Genomic DNA, 12,782 nt, shown 5'->3' on the forward strand with positions numbered 1-12,782 from the left:
ACGACCGGGGCACCGTGCGACAGCCCGGCGTCCACGGGGACGGAACGCGACCGGGCACGGTGCGACGCCCGGGCTTCGACGGGCGGAGCCCGCTTGGGGGGCGCGGTACCGCGGTCAGTGCAGGGCTGCGGCGGCGGCCGATCGTACGGCGGTGGTCAGGGTGGTCAGCAGCGCTGATTCGATTCGCCAGCGCTGCCAGTAGAGCGGGACGTCCAGGTGCCGGCCGGGAGCGAGGTCGACGTACTGACCGGAACGCAGCAGCGGCAGCGCGTTGCGCTCCGGGACCGCGCCCCAGCCCAGCCCCAGCCGGATCGCCTCGTTGAAGGCCGCCGCGGCGGGCACGTGGTGGATCAGCGGGGCGGCCGGCGACAGTCCCAGCAGGGACAGGAACCGGTGCTGGAGCTGATCCTTGCGGTTGTAGACGATCATCGGAGCGCGGCTCAGGTCGGTGACGTCCAGGCCGGGGGCGGCGACCGCGAGGTAGCGCATCGCGCCCAGTCGCTCCACCCGGCAGCCCTGCACCGCCACGTTCTCGGCGGTGACCGCGGCCATCGCGGCGCCGGACCGGAGCAGGTCGGCGGTGTAGTCCTGATCGTCGGTGTGCAGCTCGAACGTGGCGCCCGGGACCCCGGCCAGCACCGGCAGGAACCAGGTGTTCAGCGAATCGACGTTGACCACGATGGAGATCCGGGTGCCGCCCCGGGCCTGGGCCAGCGCCTCCCTCTCCAGCAGCGCGACCTGCCCGGCGAACCGGACCAGCGCCGCCCCGGCGGCCGTCGCCGTGCACGGTCGGGCCCGGCGTACCAGGACCTGCCCGACGGCACGTTCGAGCGCCTTGATCCGCTGGCTGACCGCCGAGGTGGTGACGTGGAGCTCACGTGCGGCCGCCTCGAAACTGCCCTGCTCCACGACGGCCTGGAAGGTCGCCAGCTGCACCCGGTCCATGATTAAGTATCGCTAATCAACCTCAAGAATCTTGAGCTGGAGTGAAGCGGGGCGCCCCCGTAGCGTCGGGGCCATGCTCACCTCCGCCCTGGCCGGTTTCGCCGCCTCCGCCGTACTGATCATCGCGATCGGCGCCCAGAACGCGTTCGTCCTGCGCCAAGGGCTGCGCCGGGAGCACGTGCTCTGGGTGGTCCTCACCTGCGCGCTCTCCGATCTGGCGCTGATCTCGGCGGGCATCGCCGGCCTCGGCGCGGTGGTGTCCGCCCAGCCGGCCCTGGTCACCGTCATCCGGTGGGTCGGCGCGGCGTTCCTGATCGGCTACGCGGCGCTGGCCGCCCGCCGGGCCCTGCGCCCGGCCAGCAGCCTGGACCCTGCCGGCAAAGCGCCGTCCACGCTGCGTGCGACCCTGCTCACCTGCCTGGCGCTGACCTATCTCAACCCGCACGTCTATCTGGACACCGTGCTGCTGCTCGGCTCGGTGGCGCAGCAGCACGCGCACCGCTGGATGTTCGGTGCCGGCGCGGCCGCCGCCAGCCTGGTCTGGTTCACCGCGCTCGGCGCCGGCGCGCACCGGCTCGGGCCCCTGCTCGCCCGGCCCGGCGCCTGGCGGGTGCTGGACGGCCTGATCGCCCTGGTGATGGCCGGGGTGGCGGCGACCTTGCTGATCCCGGCTTGACCCTCAAGCAGGTCGAGGCAGCAGAGTGGGTGGCTGTGCGGAGCGAGATGCGCAACATCGGCGAGGCGGCCCGGGCCAGTGGGCTGACCGTCAGCGCGCTGCGGTACTACGACGGCGCGGGCGTGCTGGTCCCGGCGGCGGTGGACCCGGCGACCGGGTATCGCCGTTACACCGCCGAGCAGATCCGGGCGGCCCGCCTGATCGCCGGGCTGCGCCGGGTCGGCATGCCGGTCGCCGAGATCGCGCGGACGGTGCGCGACCTGGAGCGCCCCGACCGGGTACGGGATCGGCTCGACGCCCACCTGAGCCGCCTGGAGGCCGGCCTGGCCGACGCGCGTCGTGAACTCCTCCGCCTGCACAGTCTGCTCGATCTGGAGGAGAACCGGATGACCCGAGTCACCCTGTCCGCCGCCGACCTGACCGCCGCGCTGGACGCGGTGCGGTTCGCCGCGACCGACCCGATCCCCGGGACGCAGCTGCCCGGCGGCGTGCTGTTCGAGATCGGTGACGGCACGCTGACCGTGGCCGCCACCGACCGCTACCGGCTCGCGGTGGCCACCGCCCCGGCCGCGGTCGAGGGCCCACCGGCGCGGCCGTACCTGCCGCTGGCCTTCACCGACGAGCTGCGGCGGATCGGTTCCGGCCCGCTCATCCTCGACGTCGCCACCGATCGGGTACGCGCCGAAGCCGGCGGCCGTGAGCTGCGCGCCGAACCGCTGGACTTCGACTTCCCCGACCACCGCCGCCTGATCGGCCCCACCGGCACGACTCCCCGCCGGATCACCGTCGATGCCGACGAGCTGCGCCGGCTGGTGAGCGGCGGCCCGGAGGTGCGGCGCGAGCACGACGGGGCGCAGTACCCGGTCACCGTCCTGGCCCCGGACCCGTCCGGGGGGCTGCGGGTGGCCGCCGAGTCGGAGTGGGCCGCCGACGCCGCCGCCCACGTGGCGGTGAACCGTGAGTTCCTGCTCCAGGCGGTCGACGCCGGCGGCCCCGGCCAGCTGCTGCTGGACCTCGACGGTCCGGTCCAGCCGTTGACCATCCGCAGCGCCGCCGACGACTCCCGGCTCTCCCTGCTGATGCCGGTGCGCGCCGGCGATCCGGTGCGTTGAGTCGCGGAATGAACACGGTTCAGCCACGACTTCCGCGCACGGTGAGACCACCGCGACTTTGAGCGCACGCGCTGGCTACCGTCGGCGTGTGCGCAGCAGTCCGCCGGATGACGACCTCAACACCGCAGCCGCCGGCGCGTCCATGACCGGGTGGGAGTTCGCCTGGTTGGACGGGCTGGCCGTGGCGTCCGAGCCGTCCTGGTCGTACCCGGAGATCGCCCGCCCGCTCCTGCGTTCCGCCGCCAGCCTGCTCGACCTGGACACCGGCGGCGGCGAGTTGCTCGCCGAGTTCGCGCCGCTGCCGCCGTACACCGTCGCGGTGGAGAGCTGGGCCCGCAACACCCCGGCCGCCCGGGAGCGGCTCGCCCCGTTCGGCGTGGAGGTGCTCACCGAGCTGCCGGCCGGGGAGAACGAGTTCGACGTGGTGCTCAGCCGGCACGGCCGGCTGCCCGCCGCCGACGTGGCTAGGCTGCTGCGGCCCGGCGGCGTGCTGCTCACCCAGCAGGTCGGCAGCGCCGACCTGGCCGAGCTGAACGACGCGCTCGGCGCCGCGCCGCCACACCCGAGGCGGTGGGACGCGGAGGTCGCGGCGGTCGCCCTGACCGCCGCCGGTCTGCGGGTGACCGACGTCCGCGAGGAGCATCCCGAGCTCGCCTTCCGGGACATCCGGGCGGTGATCCACCATCTGCAGACGGTGCCGTGGCAGGTCCGCAACTTCACCCCGCAACGGTACGAACGGCAGCTGGCCCGCCTGTCGGCGATCATCCGAGCCCGCGGTGAGTTCACCGTGCGCGCGCACCGCTTCCTGGTGCAGGCGGAGCGCCCGACAGAGGTGTAATCCGGAAGCCTCTTTCAGGGGAGGACCCCGGCGATCGGCTTAACCCGTTCGGGGCCGGCGGCCGGGTTTTCGCTGGGCCGCCGCCGGTCCGGACTGCCGGCAGCAGCGTCTCCGGCGGCGCGGCGGCCACCGCTGACGGGCTCGCCGGTGGAGCCGGTGGCGCGACCCGGCTGTCCTACGTCGACCCAGGTCACCGGGTGTGCCCGCGGCTGCGACCGGCCACCGGGCGCCGGTTTGCTCCGCTTTGCTCACTCCTGCGGGGTAACCGGAACAGTTTCGTGGAATAGCCGGATCATCGGCCTCCGGGGGGCTGGAATACCTATCGCCGGGTCTGCTCCGGTCCGCCATCTTTGTCGCAGCGCCGGGCGGCCCACGGGCCCCGGCGGACACCCGATCGACCGCGCCCGGCGGTTCCGTCGCTCCGCAACCGACGGACCGCGCCGCGCGAACCGTTCCCGAAGGAGCCTTCCCATGCGCAAGCTCACCAAGCGTTCCGCCGCCGTCCTGACCGGCGCCGCCGTCCTCGTCATCGGCGCGGGAGCGGCGTTCGCCGCGATCGGCTGGTCGATCGACGGCACCGGCCGGGCCAGCGGCAAGGCGGCCGAGGTCAAGGCCCTGACGGCGACGTCGACGTTCGCCGGGAACCTGTACCCGGGCGCCAGGGTGGAGCTCGCCACCAGGGTGAAGAACCCCAACGAGTTCACCGTCACGCTGGACGGCACGGTCGGCGTCGCGGGCGCCACCGTCACCCCGGCCGACGCCAACGCGACCGACTGCCAGAACACGCTGGTGGGCACCCCGGGCATCATCGACGCCACCTTCCCCGGCACCCCGGACATCCCGCCCGGCCCGGAGTCCGACGTACCGGCCTCGGTACGGATCGGCGATCTGCCGCAGACCTGCGCCGGGAAGACGATCAAGATCGACTACACGTTCAAGGGCGTGAGCAAGGCCGCCTGATCGCCCGCGGAGCGGGCCGGCGACGGCCGCCCGCTCCGCCTCCTCGACCCTCGGGACGGTGCCATGTCGAAGCGCTGGTGGGCCGCGGCCGCATCGGCGGCGGTCCTGGCCGCCACCGCCCTCGGCGCGGCGGGGACCGGGTACGCCGACGCGAGCGGCTGGACCGTGACCGGCCACCCGGCCGAGTTCACCGCGAAGGTGGCCCGGATGCCGCGCGGCGTGGTTCCCGACGTGACCCGGATGCCGCGCGCCCATCCCGAGCGGACCCGGATGCCGCGCGGCACGGATCCGGAGGTGGCCCGGATGCCACACGGCACGGATCCGGAGGTGGCCCGGATGCCACACGGCACGGATCCGGAGGTGGCCCGGATGCCACACGGCACGGATCCGGAGGTGGCCCGGATGCCACACGGCACGGATCCGGAGGTGGCCCGGATGCCGCGCGGCACGGATCCCGGGGTGGCCCGGCCGGACGGCCCGGCCACGGTCCGCTGGAGCGCCCAGGAGATCGTCCCGGGCGTCCGGATGGACCGCTACGTGGTCACCGCGCACCACGTGAGCGAGCCACCGCGACCGGACATCAGCCGCACCGTGACCGCCGGCGGCGGCGCCACCGGGTCGGTCACCTTCACCGCCGCCGAGCTGGCCGGCGCGACGTGGCGGTGGACGGTGGCGCCGCGGTACCGCGCCTGGACCGGCGCGCGCAGCGCCCCCAGCCGCGCGCTCGCCTTCCCCGCCGCGGCGCGGCCGGAGCGCGCGATCCCGGTCACGCCGCCCACACCGGCCGCGGACGCCGGAAAGACGCCACGGTCACCGGTGCCGGCCGCCGGGGAGACGCCACGGTCACCGGCCCCGGACGCCCGGGAGACGCCCGAATCACCGGCCCCGGACGCCCGGCAGACGCCGCGGCCGCCGGCCCCGGACGTTCCGCCCGCGCCGGCCGGCGGCCCGGGAAGCGCTCCGGCGCCGGGGGCGAGCCGATCAGCCGCGGACCCGGACGCCGGTCCGCCGCCACCCGTGCCGTCCGGTCCGGCCACGCCGTAGCCGCCCCCACCCCTCGAGCCCCCGGTGCGCACCCACCGGGGGCTCGAGGCCGTCGGCTCGACGGGTGCGGATTTGGGCTGCCGGGCAGCGGTCCGCTAAGCGGGCATCCGTGCAGGTTGTGGGCGTGTCAAGCGACGACGTGGACGGTTCGGTAGGGACCCTGGAAGGTGGCCGATCCCTCGGCCAGGGTCAACCGGTCGGGTAGATCGTTCCGATTTATGCGCCTACAACGGCAGACGGAAAACCGATCACATCGGACATCTCTATCAGGGAACGTTGTATGAACGCCAGTCCGGCCTTTTCCACCGGCGTCCGAGGAGGAACGAGCCGCATGTCACATCCGAGCGATCCCCCCGCGGCCGCCGCCCCGGGAGCGGACTCGTGATCCGACGTGACGTCCTGACCGGCTTCGGTGCGGGCGCCGGGCCCGACCGCGGCCGGGCCACCGAGACGCGGATCGAGCTCGGCAGCACCGACCTGGAGGAGCCCACCTGGGAGGTGCGGGGGCCGCGGAAACGCCGGTTCGACCGCCGGTCCCGGACCATCCTGGCGGTGGCCGCGGTCGCGGCGCTGCTCGTCAACGCCGGGGCGGCCTGGGCCTACTGGCGGATCACCCAGCCCGGGCCGGCCGCGCAGCCGGTCGCCGTGACGATCGACATGGTGCTGCCCGGCCACAACGACCTGAACCGGACGCTGCGCCCGGGTGGCACCGGCAACCTGACGGTCACGGTCACCAACGAGCGCGACGTGCCGATCAGGATCACCTCGATCCGCACCGGACCCGGCAACGTGGTCGCCGATCCGGAACACCGCGACGCCGGGTGCACCGTCCCGGGCGTACGGATCAATCGGTCGTATTTCCCGGTCTCCTGGGAGGTCGCGCGCAACACGGTCGGCGCGTTCACCGTGCGGGACGCGCTGACCATGCCGCACGGCGTGCCGCAGGCGTGTGTGGGGGCGACCTTCACCGTGCCGCTGCGGGCGCGAGGCGTCGAGCGCTGAGGTTTCCGCTCGGCGCATCCCGGTCAATCCAGGTGTCATGACCAGGATTTCCGTAGTGACCGGCGCGAGTGGTGGCATCGGCCGGGCGGTCGCCCGGCGCCTGGCGGCGCGGGGCGACACCGTCGCCCTGCTGGCCCGCGGCGAGGAGGGGCTGGCCGGGGCCGCCGAAGACGTACGCCGGGCCGGCGGCATCGCGCTGCCGATCGAGCTGGACGTGGCCGACTACGAGGCGGTGGACGCCGCCGCGGAACGGGTGGAGAAGGAGCTGGGCCCGATCGGGCTCTGGGTCAACAACGCGTTCTCCAGCGTCTTCGCCCCGTTCGTCGAGATCGAAATGCCGGAGTTCGTCCGCACCACCGAGGTCACCTACCTGGGTTACGTCTACGGCACCCGGGCCGCGCTGTCCCGGATGCGCACCCGTGACCGGGGCGTGATCGTGCAGGTGGGGTCGGCGCTGGCATACCGCGGGATCCCGTTGCAGAGCGCGTACTGCGGGGCCAAGCACGCGATCCAGGGCTTCACCGAATCGCTGCGGGTCGAGCTGCTGCACGAGAAGAGCAACGTGCACGTGACCATGGTGCAGATGCCGGCGGTGAACACCCCGCAGTTCGGCTGGGTGCTGTCCCGGCTGCCGCGCAAGGCGCAGCCGGTGGCCCCGATCTACCAGCCCGAGCTGGCCGCCTGCGCGGTCGAGTACGCCGCCGACCACCCGAAGCGCCGCGAGTACTGGGTCGGCGGGTCCACCGCGCTCACCCTGGCCGCGAACGCGGTCGCGCCCGGTGTGCTGGACCGGTACCTGGCCCGCACCGGGTTCCAGGGGCAGCAGACCGACGAGCCCCGCCCGGCGGACCAGCCGGCGAACCTGTGGGACCCGGCGGACGGGCCGGGCGAACCGGACCCGGGCGCGCACGGGGACTTCGACGACCAGGCCAAGTCGCGCAGCGTGCAGCTGTGGGCGTCGCAGCACCACGGGGTGCTGGCCGCGGTGGGTGGCGGGCTGCTCGCCGCCGGCGCCGCCTGGGCCTTCGGCCGCCGCTGAGGCATCCGGCCGTCCGGCGACCCGGGGTCAGGCGTCGCCGGGCCGGTCGGGCAGGACCGGCTCGGTGATCGTGACGGTGACCCGGACCCGGGCGCGCACGATCTGCAACTCCGGTTCGAGGGCGAAGCCCGGGCCGCTCCCGTCGCGCGCCGACCCGGCCGCGAAGGCGATCGGGGCCGCCTCGTCCGGGATCGCGTCATTGATCTCCACCAGCCGGTCCACCCGCGCGCCGACCGCGGCCGCGTACTCCGCGGCCCGGGCCAGCGCGTCGGTCACCGCGGCCCGGCGCGCCTCGGCGCCCGCCCGGCCGCCCGGCCGCAGCCGCCAGTACGGCCCCGCGACCTCGGTCAGCTCCTCGCCGGCCAGCCGGACGAGCAGATCGCCGAGCCGGGTGAAGTCGGTGACCAGCACCCGGGTGCCGACGCTGCCGTGGTGGGCCCGCACCTCGTCGGTGCGCCGCCGGGTCTGCGGGTGGACGTGCAGGCCTTCGCTCTCCCGGCGCTCGATCGCGGCGGCGAACTCGTCCAGCACGGCGCCGTGCGCGGCGGCGCGCTCGGCGAGCCGCTCCAGCACGGCCTCCCGGCTGCGGCCGCTGGTGGCGGCCCGGACGTGGACGAGCGCCTGCTCGGGCGGCACCTCCCGGACGGCCTCGCCGTGGGCGACGACGACCGGGGGGCGCTCCACGATCACTGCTCGGGCTGCTCGGCGAACGGCTCGGCGAGCCGGCCGGCGGCCGCGGCCACCCGCTCGTCGGTCGCGGTCAGCGCGATCCGTACGTGCTGGGCGGCGGCCGGACCGTAGAACGCGCCCGGCGCGGCCAGGATGCCACGGCGGGCCAGCCGGTCGACGGTCTGCCAGCAGTCCTCGCCACGGGTCGCCCAGAGGTAGAGCCCGGCCTCCGAGTGACTGATCTGGAAACCGGCCTTGACCAGGGCGGCACGCAGCGTCTCCCGGCGCGCGGCGTACCGGTCGCGCTGGCGCGCCACGTGCTCCTCGTCCTCCAGCGCGGCGACCATGGCGGCCTGCACCGGGGCCGGCGGGATCATGCCGGCGTGCTTGCGCACCGCGAGCAGCTCCCGGACCAGGGCGGGGTCGCCGCCCACGAAGCCGGCGCGGTAGCCGGCCAGATTGGAGCGCTTGGAGAGGGAGTGCACGGCCAGCACGCCGGTGTAGTCGCCGCCGGTCACCTCGTCGGCGAGCACCGACACCGGCTCGGTCTCCCAGCCGAGCGACACATAGCACTCGTCGCTGACCAGCACGGCGCCGCGCTCCCGGGCCCAGGCGACCATCTTGCGCAGGTGCTCGGCGGGCAGGACCCGCCCGGTCGGGTTGGACGGCGAGTTGACCCAGACCAGCTTGACCCGGGCCGGGCCGGCCGCGGTGAGCGAGTCGGACCGGACCACCTCGGCGCCGGCCAGGCGCACGCCGACCTCGTACGTCGGGTAGCAGACCTGCGGGATGACCACCGTGTCGCCCGGGCCGACGCCGAGCAGCGTCGGCAGCCAGGCGACCAGCTCCTTGGATCCGATGGTGGGCAGCACGCCCAGCTCACCCGAGGCGTGACAGGCCCGGGCCAGCCAGCCGGCGATCGCGGCACGCAACCGCGGGGTGCCCGCGGTCAGCGGATAGCCGGGCGTGTCGGCGGCCTCGGTGAGGGCCTGCCGGATGACCGGGGGGACCGGGTCGACCGGAGTGCCGATGGAGAGATCGACGATGCCGTCCGGGTGGGCGGCGGCGAGCCTCTTGGCCGGCTCCAGCAGGTCCCAGGGGAAATCCGGCAGGGCCGACGACAGAGCGCTCAGTGTGCGTCCCCGCGCGGCGGCTGGGCCGCCACGAACGTCGCGTCCTTCTCCACCTTGCCGACCTTGGAGGCGCCACCGGGCGAACCGAGATCCTCGAAGAACTCGTAGTTCGCGTTGGTGTAGTCCTTCCACTGCTCCGGGACGTCGTCCTCGTAGAAGATCGCCTCGACCGGGCAGACCGGCTCGCAGGCACCGCAGTCGACGCACTCATCGGGGTGGATGTAGAGCATCCGGTTGCCTTCGTAGATGCAGTCGACCGGGCATTCCTCGATGCATGCCTTGTCGAGAACATCGACGCAGGGCTCAGCGATGATGTAGGTCACGGGTCTTTCCCTTCAAAGCCATGCCGCGAGAACCGCCGACGACAAATGCAGAGCCTAGTATTCCCGCCGAAGGAGGTAACACGTGCTCCGACAGCAGGATGTGGGACACCGGGTGGTGGTACGGCGAATTGTAGGCGTATCCGCGGATCGGCCGCTGTACACGGATGCGCTCGGCGAGCTCGTGGACCTGACCGAGACCGATCTCACACTCGCCACCGACAAGGGGACCCTGCGGGTGCCGCTGCGCGAGGTGCACCGGGCCAAGCGGGTCCCGCCGGCGCGCCGCCCGCACGCGGCCGCGGTGATCGCCCTGGAACTCGCCGCCGACCAGGCGTGGCCGGCCCCGGTCCGGGCCCGGCTGGGCAGCTGGCTGCTGCGGGCGGCGGGCAACTGGACCGGCCGGGCGAACTCCGCGCTCGCCGTCGGGGACCCGGACCGCCCGCTGGAGGCGGCGATCGACGCGGTCGAACGGTGGTACCGCGAGCACGGCCAGCGCCCGCTGATCAACGCGCCGATGCCGCTGGCCGCCCCGGTCAACGCGATGCTGGACGGGCGCGGCTGGTCCACCCGGCCGCTCACCCTGGTGCAGACCGCCCCGCTGGCCCCGATCGTGGCCGACGCGGCGAGCGCCGACCTGCCGCCGGTCGATCTGGCCGACTCCCCCGGCGACGACTGGTACGCGATGGTGGCCGCGCACAAGGGCCGGTTGCCGGAGGCTGCGATCCGCATCCTCACCGGCGTACCGGAGAAGGTGTTCGCCCACGTCCGCGACGCGGACGGCGACCTGATCGCGGTCGCCCGCGGCGCGATCACCGGGCCGGACCGCTGGCTGGGGATCTCGCTGGTGCAGACCGCGCCGGCCGCGCGGCGGCGCGGGCTGGGGCGGCACGTGGTCCGCGGCCTCGCCCGGTGGGCCGCCCAGCACGGGGCGACCCGCGCCTACCTGCAGGTGGAGGAGCGGAACACGGCGGCGGTGGGGTTGTACACCCGGATGGGCTTCAGCACCCACCACACCTACCTCACCCGTGAGGCGCCGGAGTCCTAGCGCCGGACGACCCGGCGCGGCCGGCTGGTGCGCAGCCGGCTGAACGCCTGCAGCGAGCGGGAACGGTAGTCGCGGGCGAGCATCACGGCGGTCCAGTAACCGACCAGCGTGCCGGCGATCGCGCAGCCGCTGTAGAGCCAGATCTGCGCGAAGAACTCGCCGCCGCCGTTGGCGAACGGCTGGCTGCCGCTGAGGAACGGCCCCACCAGGACGGTCACCAGCATCCCGGCGAGCGCGCCGACGCCCAGGTCGGGCAGCCAGTCGCTGGGCCGGCGGTACTGGCACCAGCGGAACGCGAGCGTCCCGAGCACCACCGCCACCAGCGCGAACATCACGATCGACCCGCGGCCCTGCGCGGTGTCCGAACCACCGAATCCGATGCGGACGGCCAGCCGGGCCACCGCGTTGATCGCGAACAGGGCGACCGCCAGCACCGTGATCCGGAACCAGCGCTGCTGCCTCATCAGTCCTCCCGGGAAACGATTCGTGGGCGGGATCGTAGCGCCGGACGAACCCGCGGTGCTCGATCTCCCGGTCATCTTCGCGGATGGTGCGCGTCGCTTGCTGGAGAGCGCCTGTGAATAGCCTGATAATCAGGGCCGCTTCAGCGGTTTCATGATCATCCGGTACGCGCGGGCGGCGAAGGCGAGGCTGCCGGCCAGGATCATCACCAGGGCCACCCAGTTGTCGCTGCCGAGCAGGTAGTCGCCCTCGGTGGTGCGGGTCCCGGCGGCGGCCAGCATGAGCAGGGTCCACAGCGCCCACGGCACGCCGATCGCCCAGTTCCGTCCGATCGTGGTCAGGGCGAACCAGGACAGCGCCAGGTTGACGCCGACCGTGACCGGGATGGCCAGGCCGACCAGCTGGCCGCCGCCGGCCCAGATCGCCAGGTCGCCGTGGAACAGGCCGGTCACCCCACCCACCCGCAGCACGCTCAGCTGAAGCTCCAGCAGCGTGGCGACCACGGTGGCGGCCACACTGACCAGCACCCCGGCCACCCGCAGCACCGCATCCCAGTCGCGGCCGGTGGCGGCCGGCGCGGTCTGCCCGGGAGCCTGCGACACGGTCATCTGCCGTCCAGATCGAGCCCGGCGAACAGGTCGCTCTCCCACTTGTGCGGGCCCTCGCCCGGGCCGCGCTCGCCCTTGACGAGCGTGTAGTACTCCACGCCCATGAACTCGCCGCCGAAGTCGCCGGCCATGCCGTACAGCCAGGAGTTGTCCGGGATCTGGGTGGCGTGCGCGCGCATCGCGGCGGTCTTCTTCGCGTAGTGGTCGGTGCCGTCGATCCGGGCGGCGATCTGCTCGTCCGGCGTGCCGAACGGCAGGTCCTCCACGCGCTCCACGCCGGCGAACGGGTTGTGCTCCGACTCGCGGAACGCCGCCATGCCGTCGCGCAGCACGCTCAGCGGCATCGCGGTCCAGTAGATCTTCTCCGGGGCGTCCGGACCGGCCAGCTCGGCCGCCCGCATCGCGACCCGGTGCGCCTGGATGTGGTCCGGATGGCCGTAGAAGCCGTTCTCGTCATACGTGATCATGACCTGCGGGCGCAGCTCGCGCATGATCTCCACCAGGTGCCCGGCGGCCTCGTCCAGGTCCGCGCCCCAGAAGGCGCGCGGGTGCTCGTTGGTCGGCAGGCCCATCATCCCGGAGTCGCGGTACCGCCCCGGGCCGCCCAGCATCCGGTGATCCGTGACGCCCAGCGCGGCGCAGGCCCGCTCCCACTCGACCAGCCGGTAACCGCCCAGCTGGTCGGCCTCGGCGGCGGCCAGCCGCGACAGCGCCGGCACGTGGATCTCGCCCTCCTCGCCGAGGGTGCAGGTCACCAGCGTCACGTGGGCGCCGGTGGAGGCGTAGTGCGCCATGGTCGCGCCGGTCCCGATGACCTCGTCGTCGGGGTGGGCGTGCACCAGCAGCAGGCGGCGGGCGGGCAGCGAATCGGGTGCGGTCCGGTCGAGCGTCACGGCCGATACTGTACGCGCGACCACCGACCGCCC

Annotated in this window: 15 protein-coding genes; 8 read left to right on the top strand and 7 right to left on the bottom strand. The window is 73.9% G+C overall.

Translation table 11 applies throughout. The annotated features are described in order from the left end of the window. Positions 1-114: 114 nt before the first annotated feature. On the bottom strand, positions 115-948 hold the full coding sequence (locus ACTEI_RS32855) for a LysR family transcriptional regulator ArgP (protein WP_122981189.1): 834 nt from the start codon (positions 946-948) through the stop codon (positions 115-117). 70 nt (positions 949-1,018) lie between these two features. Between ACTEI_RS32855 and ACTEI_RS32860 the strand changes: the two genes are divergently transcribed. The 7 genes from ACTEI_RS32860 to ACTEI_RS32890 all read left to right on the top strand — a co-directional run bounded on the left by ACTEI_RS32860 (position 1,019) and on the right by ACTEI_RS32890 (position 7,616). Next, positions 1,019-1,621, top strand: a complete 603-nt coding sequence (locus ACTEI_RS32860) for a LysE/ArgO family amino acid transporter (protein ID WP_122981190.1) — start codon at positions 1,019-1,021, stop codon at positions 1,619-1,621. 47 nt (positions 1,622-1,668) lie between these two features. Beyond that, positions 1,669-2,733 carry a DNA polymerase III subunit beta family protein gene (locus ACTEI_RS32865; RefSeq protein ID WP_122982561.1) on the top strand — a complete coding sequence of 355 codons (1,065 nt, stop codon included), beginning with the start codon at positions 1,669-1,671 and terminating at the stop codon, positions 2,731-2,733. Between the two features lie 88 nt (positions 2,734-2,821). Next, entirely contained in the window at positions 2,822-3,571 is a 750-nt protein-coding gene (locus tag ACTEI_RS32870; protein WP_122981191.1) for a class I SAM-dependent methyltransferase, read from the top strand. Positions 3,572-4,042: 471 nt separating this feature from the next. Next, a complete protein-coding gene (locus ACTEI_RS32875) occupies positions 4,043-4,531 on the top strand; it encodes a hypothetical protein (protein ID WP_122981192.1) in 489 nt (162 codons plus the stop codon). Positions 4,532-4,594: 63 nt separating this feature from the next. Continuing rightward, positions 4,595-5,575, top strand: coding sequence for a hypothetical protein (locus ACTEI_RS32880; RefSeq protein WP_122981193.1), 981 nt, complete (start codon positions 4,595-4,597; stop codon positions 5,573-5,575). A 381-nt stretch (positions 5,576-5,956) separates the two neighbouring features. Further along, positions 5,957-6,577 carry a hypothetical protein gene (locus ACTEI_RS32885; protein WP_122981194.1) on the top strand — a complete coding sequence of 207 codons (621 nt, stop codon included), beginning with the start codon at positions 5,957-5,959 and terminating at the stop codon, positions 6,575-6,577. A gap of 37 nt (positions 6,578-6,614) precedes the next feature. Then, positions 6,615-7,616 carry an SDR family oxidoreductase gene (locus ACTEI_RS32890; RefSeq protein WP_122981195.1) on the top strand — a complete coding sequence of 334 codons (1,002 nt, stop codon included), beginning with the start codon at positions 6,615-6,617 and terminating at the stop codon, positions 7,614-7,616. Positions 7,617-7,643: 27 nt separating this feature from the next. On the opposite strand, the gene ACTEI_RS32895 is transcribed toward ACTEI_RS32890, so the two are convergent. From ACTEI_RS32895 to fdxA, 3 genes are read right to left on the bottom strand one after another with little or no spacing between them, the layout of a single operon-like run. Next, the gene (locus ACTEI_RS32895; RefSeq protein ID WP_122982562.1) at positions 7,644-8,300 is read right to left on the bottom strand and encodes an SIMPL domain-containing protein; all 657 of its coding nucleotides are present in this window, start codon (positions 8,298-8,300) and stop codon (positions 7,644-7,646) included. 2 nt (positions 8,301-8,302) lie between these two features. Further along, positions 8,303-9,418: a succinyldiaminopimelate transaminase gene (gene dapC, locus ACTEI_RS32900; RefSeq protein ID WP_222942267.1), complete on the bottom strand. Its 1,116-nt coding sequence runs from the start codon at positions 9,416-9,418 to the stop codon at positions 8,303-8,305. Beyond that, a complete protein-coding gene (gene fdxA / locus ACTEI_RS37935; protein ID WP_122981197.1) occupies positions 9,415-9,741 on the bottom strand; it encodes a ferredoxin in 327 nt (108 codons plus the stop codon). Before fdxA ends, dapC begins: the two co-directional genes overlap by 4 nt. An 82-nt stretch (positions 9,742-9,823) precedes the next feature. On the opposite strand from fdxA, the gene ACTEI_RS32910 reads away from it, so the two are divergent. Further along, a complete protein-coding gene (locus ACTEI_RS32910; protein WP_122981198.1) occupies positions 9,824-10,786 on the top strand; it encodes a GNAT family N-acetyltransferase in 963 nt (320 codons plus the stop codon). Here the strand turns inward: ACTEI_RS32910 and ACTEI_RS32915 are convergent. The 3 genes from ACTEI_RS32915 to mshB all read right to left on the bottom strand — a co-directional run bounded on the left by ACTEI_RS32915 (position 10,783) and on the right by mshB (position 12,749). After that, complete coding sequence (locus ACTEI_RS32915; protein ID WP_122981199.1) at positions 10,783-11,250, bottom strand: hypothetical protein; 468 nt, start codon at positions 11,248-11,250, stop codon at positions 10,783-10,785. The genes ACTEI_RS32910 and ACTEI_RS32915 overlap by 4 nt on opposite strands. 129 nt (positions 11,251-11,379) lie before the next feature. Beyond that, positions 11,380-11,856 (bottom strand): hypothetical protein, encoded by a 477-nt coding sequence (locus tag ACTEI_RS32920; RefSeq protein ID WP_239082137.1) that lies wholly within the window; start codon positions 11,854-11,856, stop codon positions 11,380-11,382. Beyond that, a complete protein-coding gene (mshB, locus tag ACTEI_RS32925; RefSeq protein WP_187645860.1) occupies positions 11,853-12,749 on the bottom strand; it encodes an N-acetyl-1-D-myo-inositol-2-amino-2-deoxy-alpha-D-glucopyranoside deacetylase in 897 nt (298 codons plus the stop codon). Before mshB ends, ACTEI_RS32920 begins: the two co-directional genes overlap by 4 nt. Between the last annotated feature and the right edge of the window lie 33 nt (positions 12,750-12,782).

Source organism: Actinoplanes teichomyceticus ATCC 31121 (assembly GCF_003711105.1).
In the GTDB taxonomy this organism is placed as follows: domain Bacteria; phylum Actinomycetota; class Actinomycetes; order Mycobacteriales; family Micromonosporaceae; genus Actinoplanes; species Actinoplanes teichomyceticus.

Coding starts and splice junctions, on each gene's coding strand:
- ACTEI_RS32915 (WP_122981199.1), bottom strand. CDS start 11,250: ATGAGGCAGCAGCGCTGGTTCCGGATCACGGTGCTGGCGGTCGCCCTG.
- ACTEI_RS32890 (WP_122981195.1), top strand. CDS start 6,615: ATGACCAGGATTTCCGTAGTGACCGGCGCGAGTGGTGGCATCGGCCGG.
- ACTEI_RS32920 (WP_239082137.1), bottom strand. CDS start 11,856: ATGACCGTGTCGCAGGCTCCCGGGCAGACCGCGCCGGCCGCCACCGGC.
- ACTEI_RS32880 (WP_122981193.1), top strand. CDS start 4,595: ATGTCGAAGCGCTGGTGGGCCGCGGCCGCATCGGCGGCGGTCCTGGCC.
- ACTEI_RS32875 (WP_122981192.1), top strand. CDS start 4,043: ATGCGCAAGCTCACCAAGCGTTCCGCCGCCGTCCTGACCGGCGCCGCC.
- ACTEI_RS32860 (WP_122981190.1), top strand. CDS start 1,019: ATGCTCACCTCCGCCCTGGCCGGTTTCGCCGCCTCCGCCGTACTGATC.
- ACTEI_RS32865 (WP_122982561.1), top strand. CDS start 1,669: ATGCGCAACATCGGCGAGGCGGCCCGGGCCAGTGGGCTGACCGTCAGC.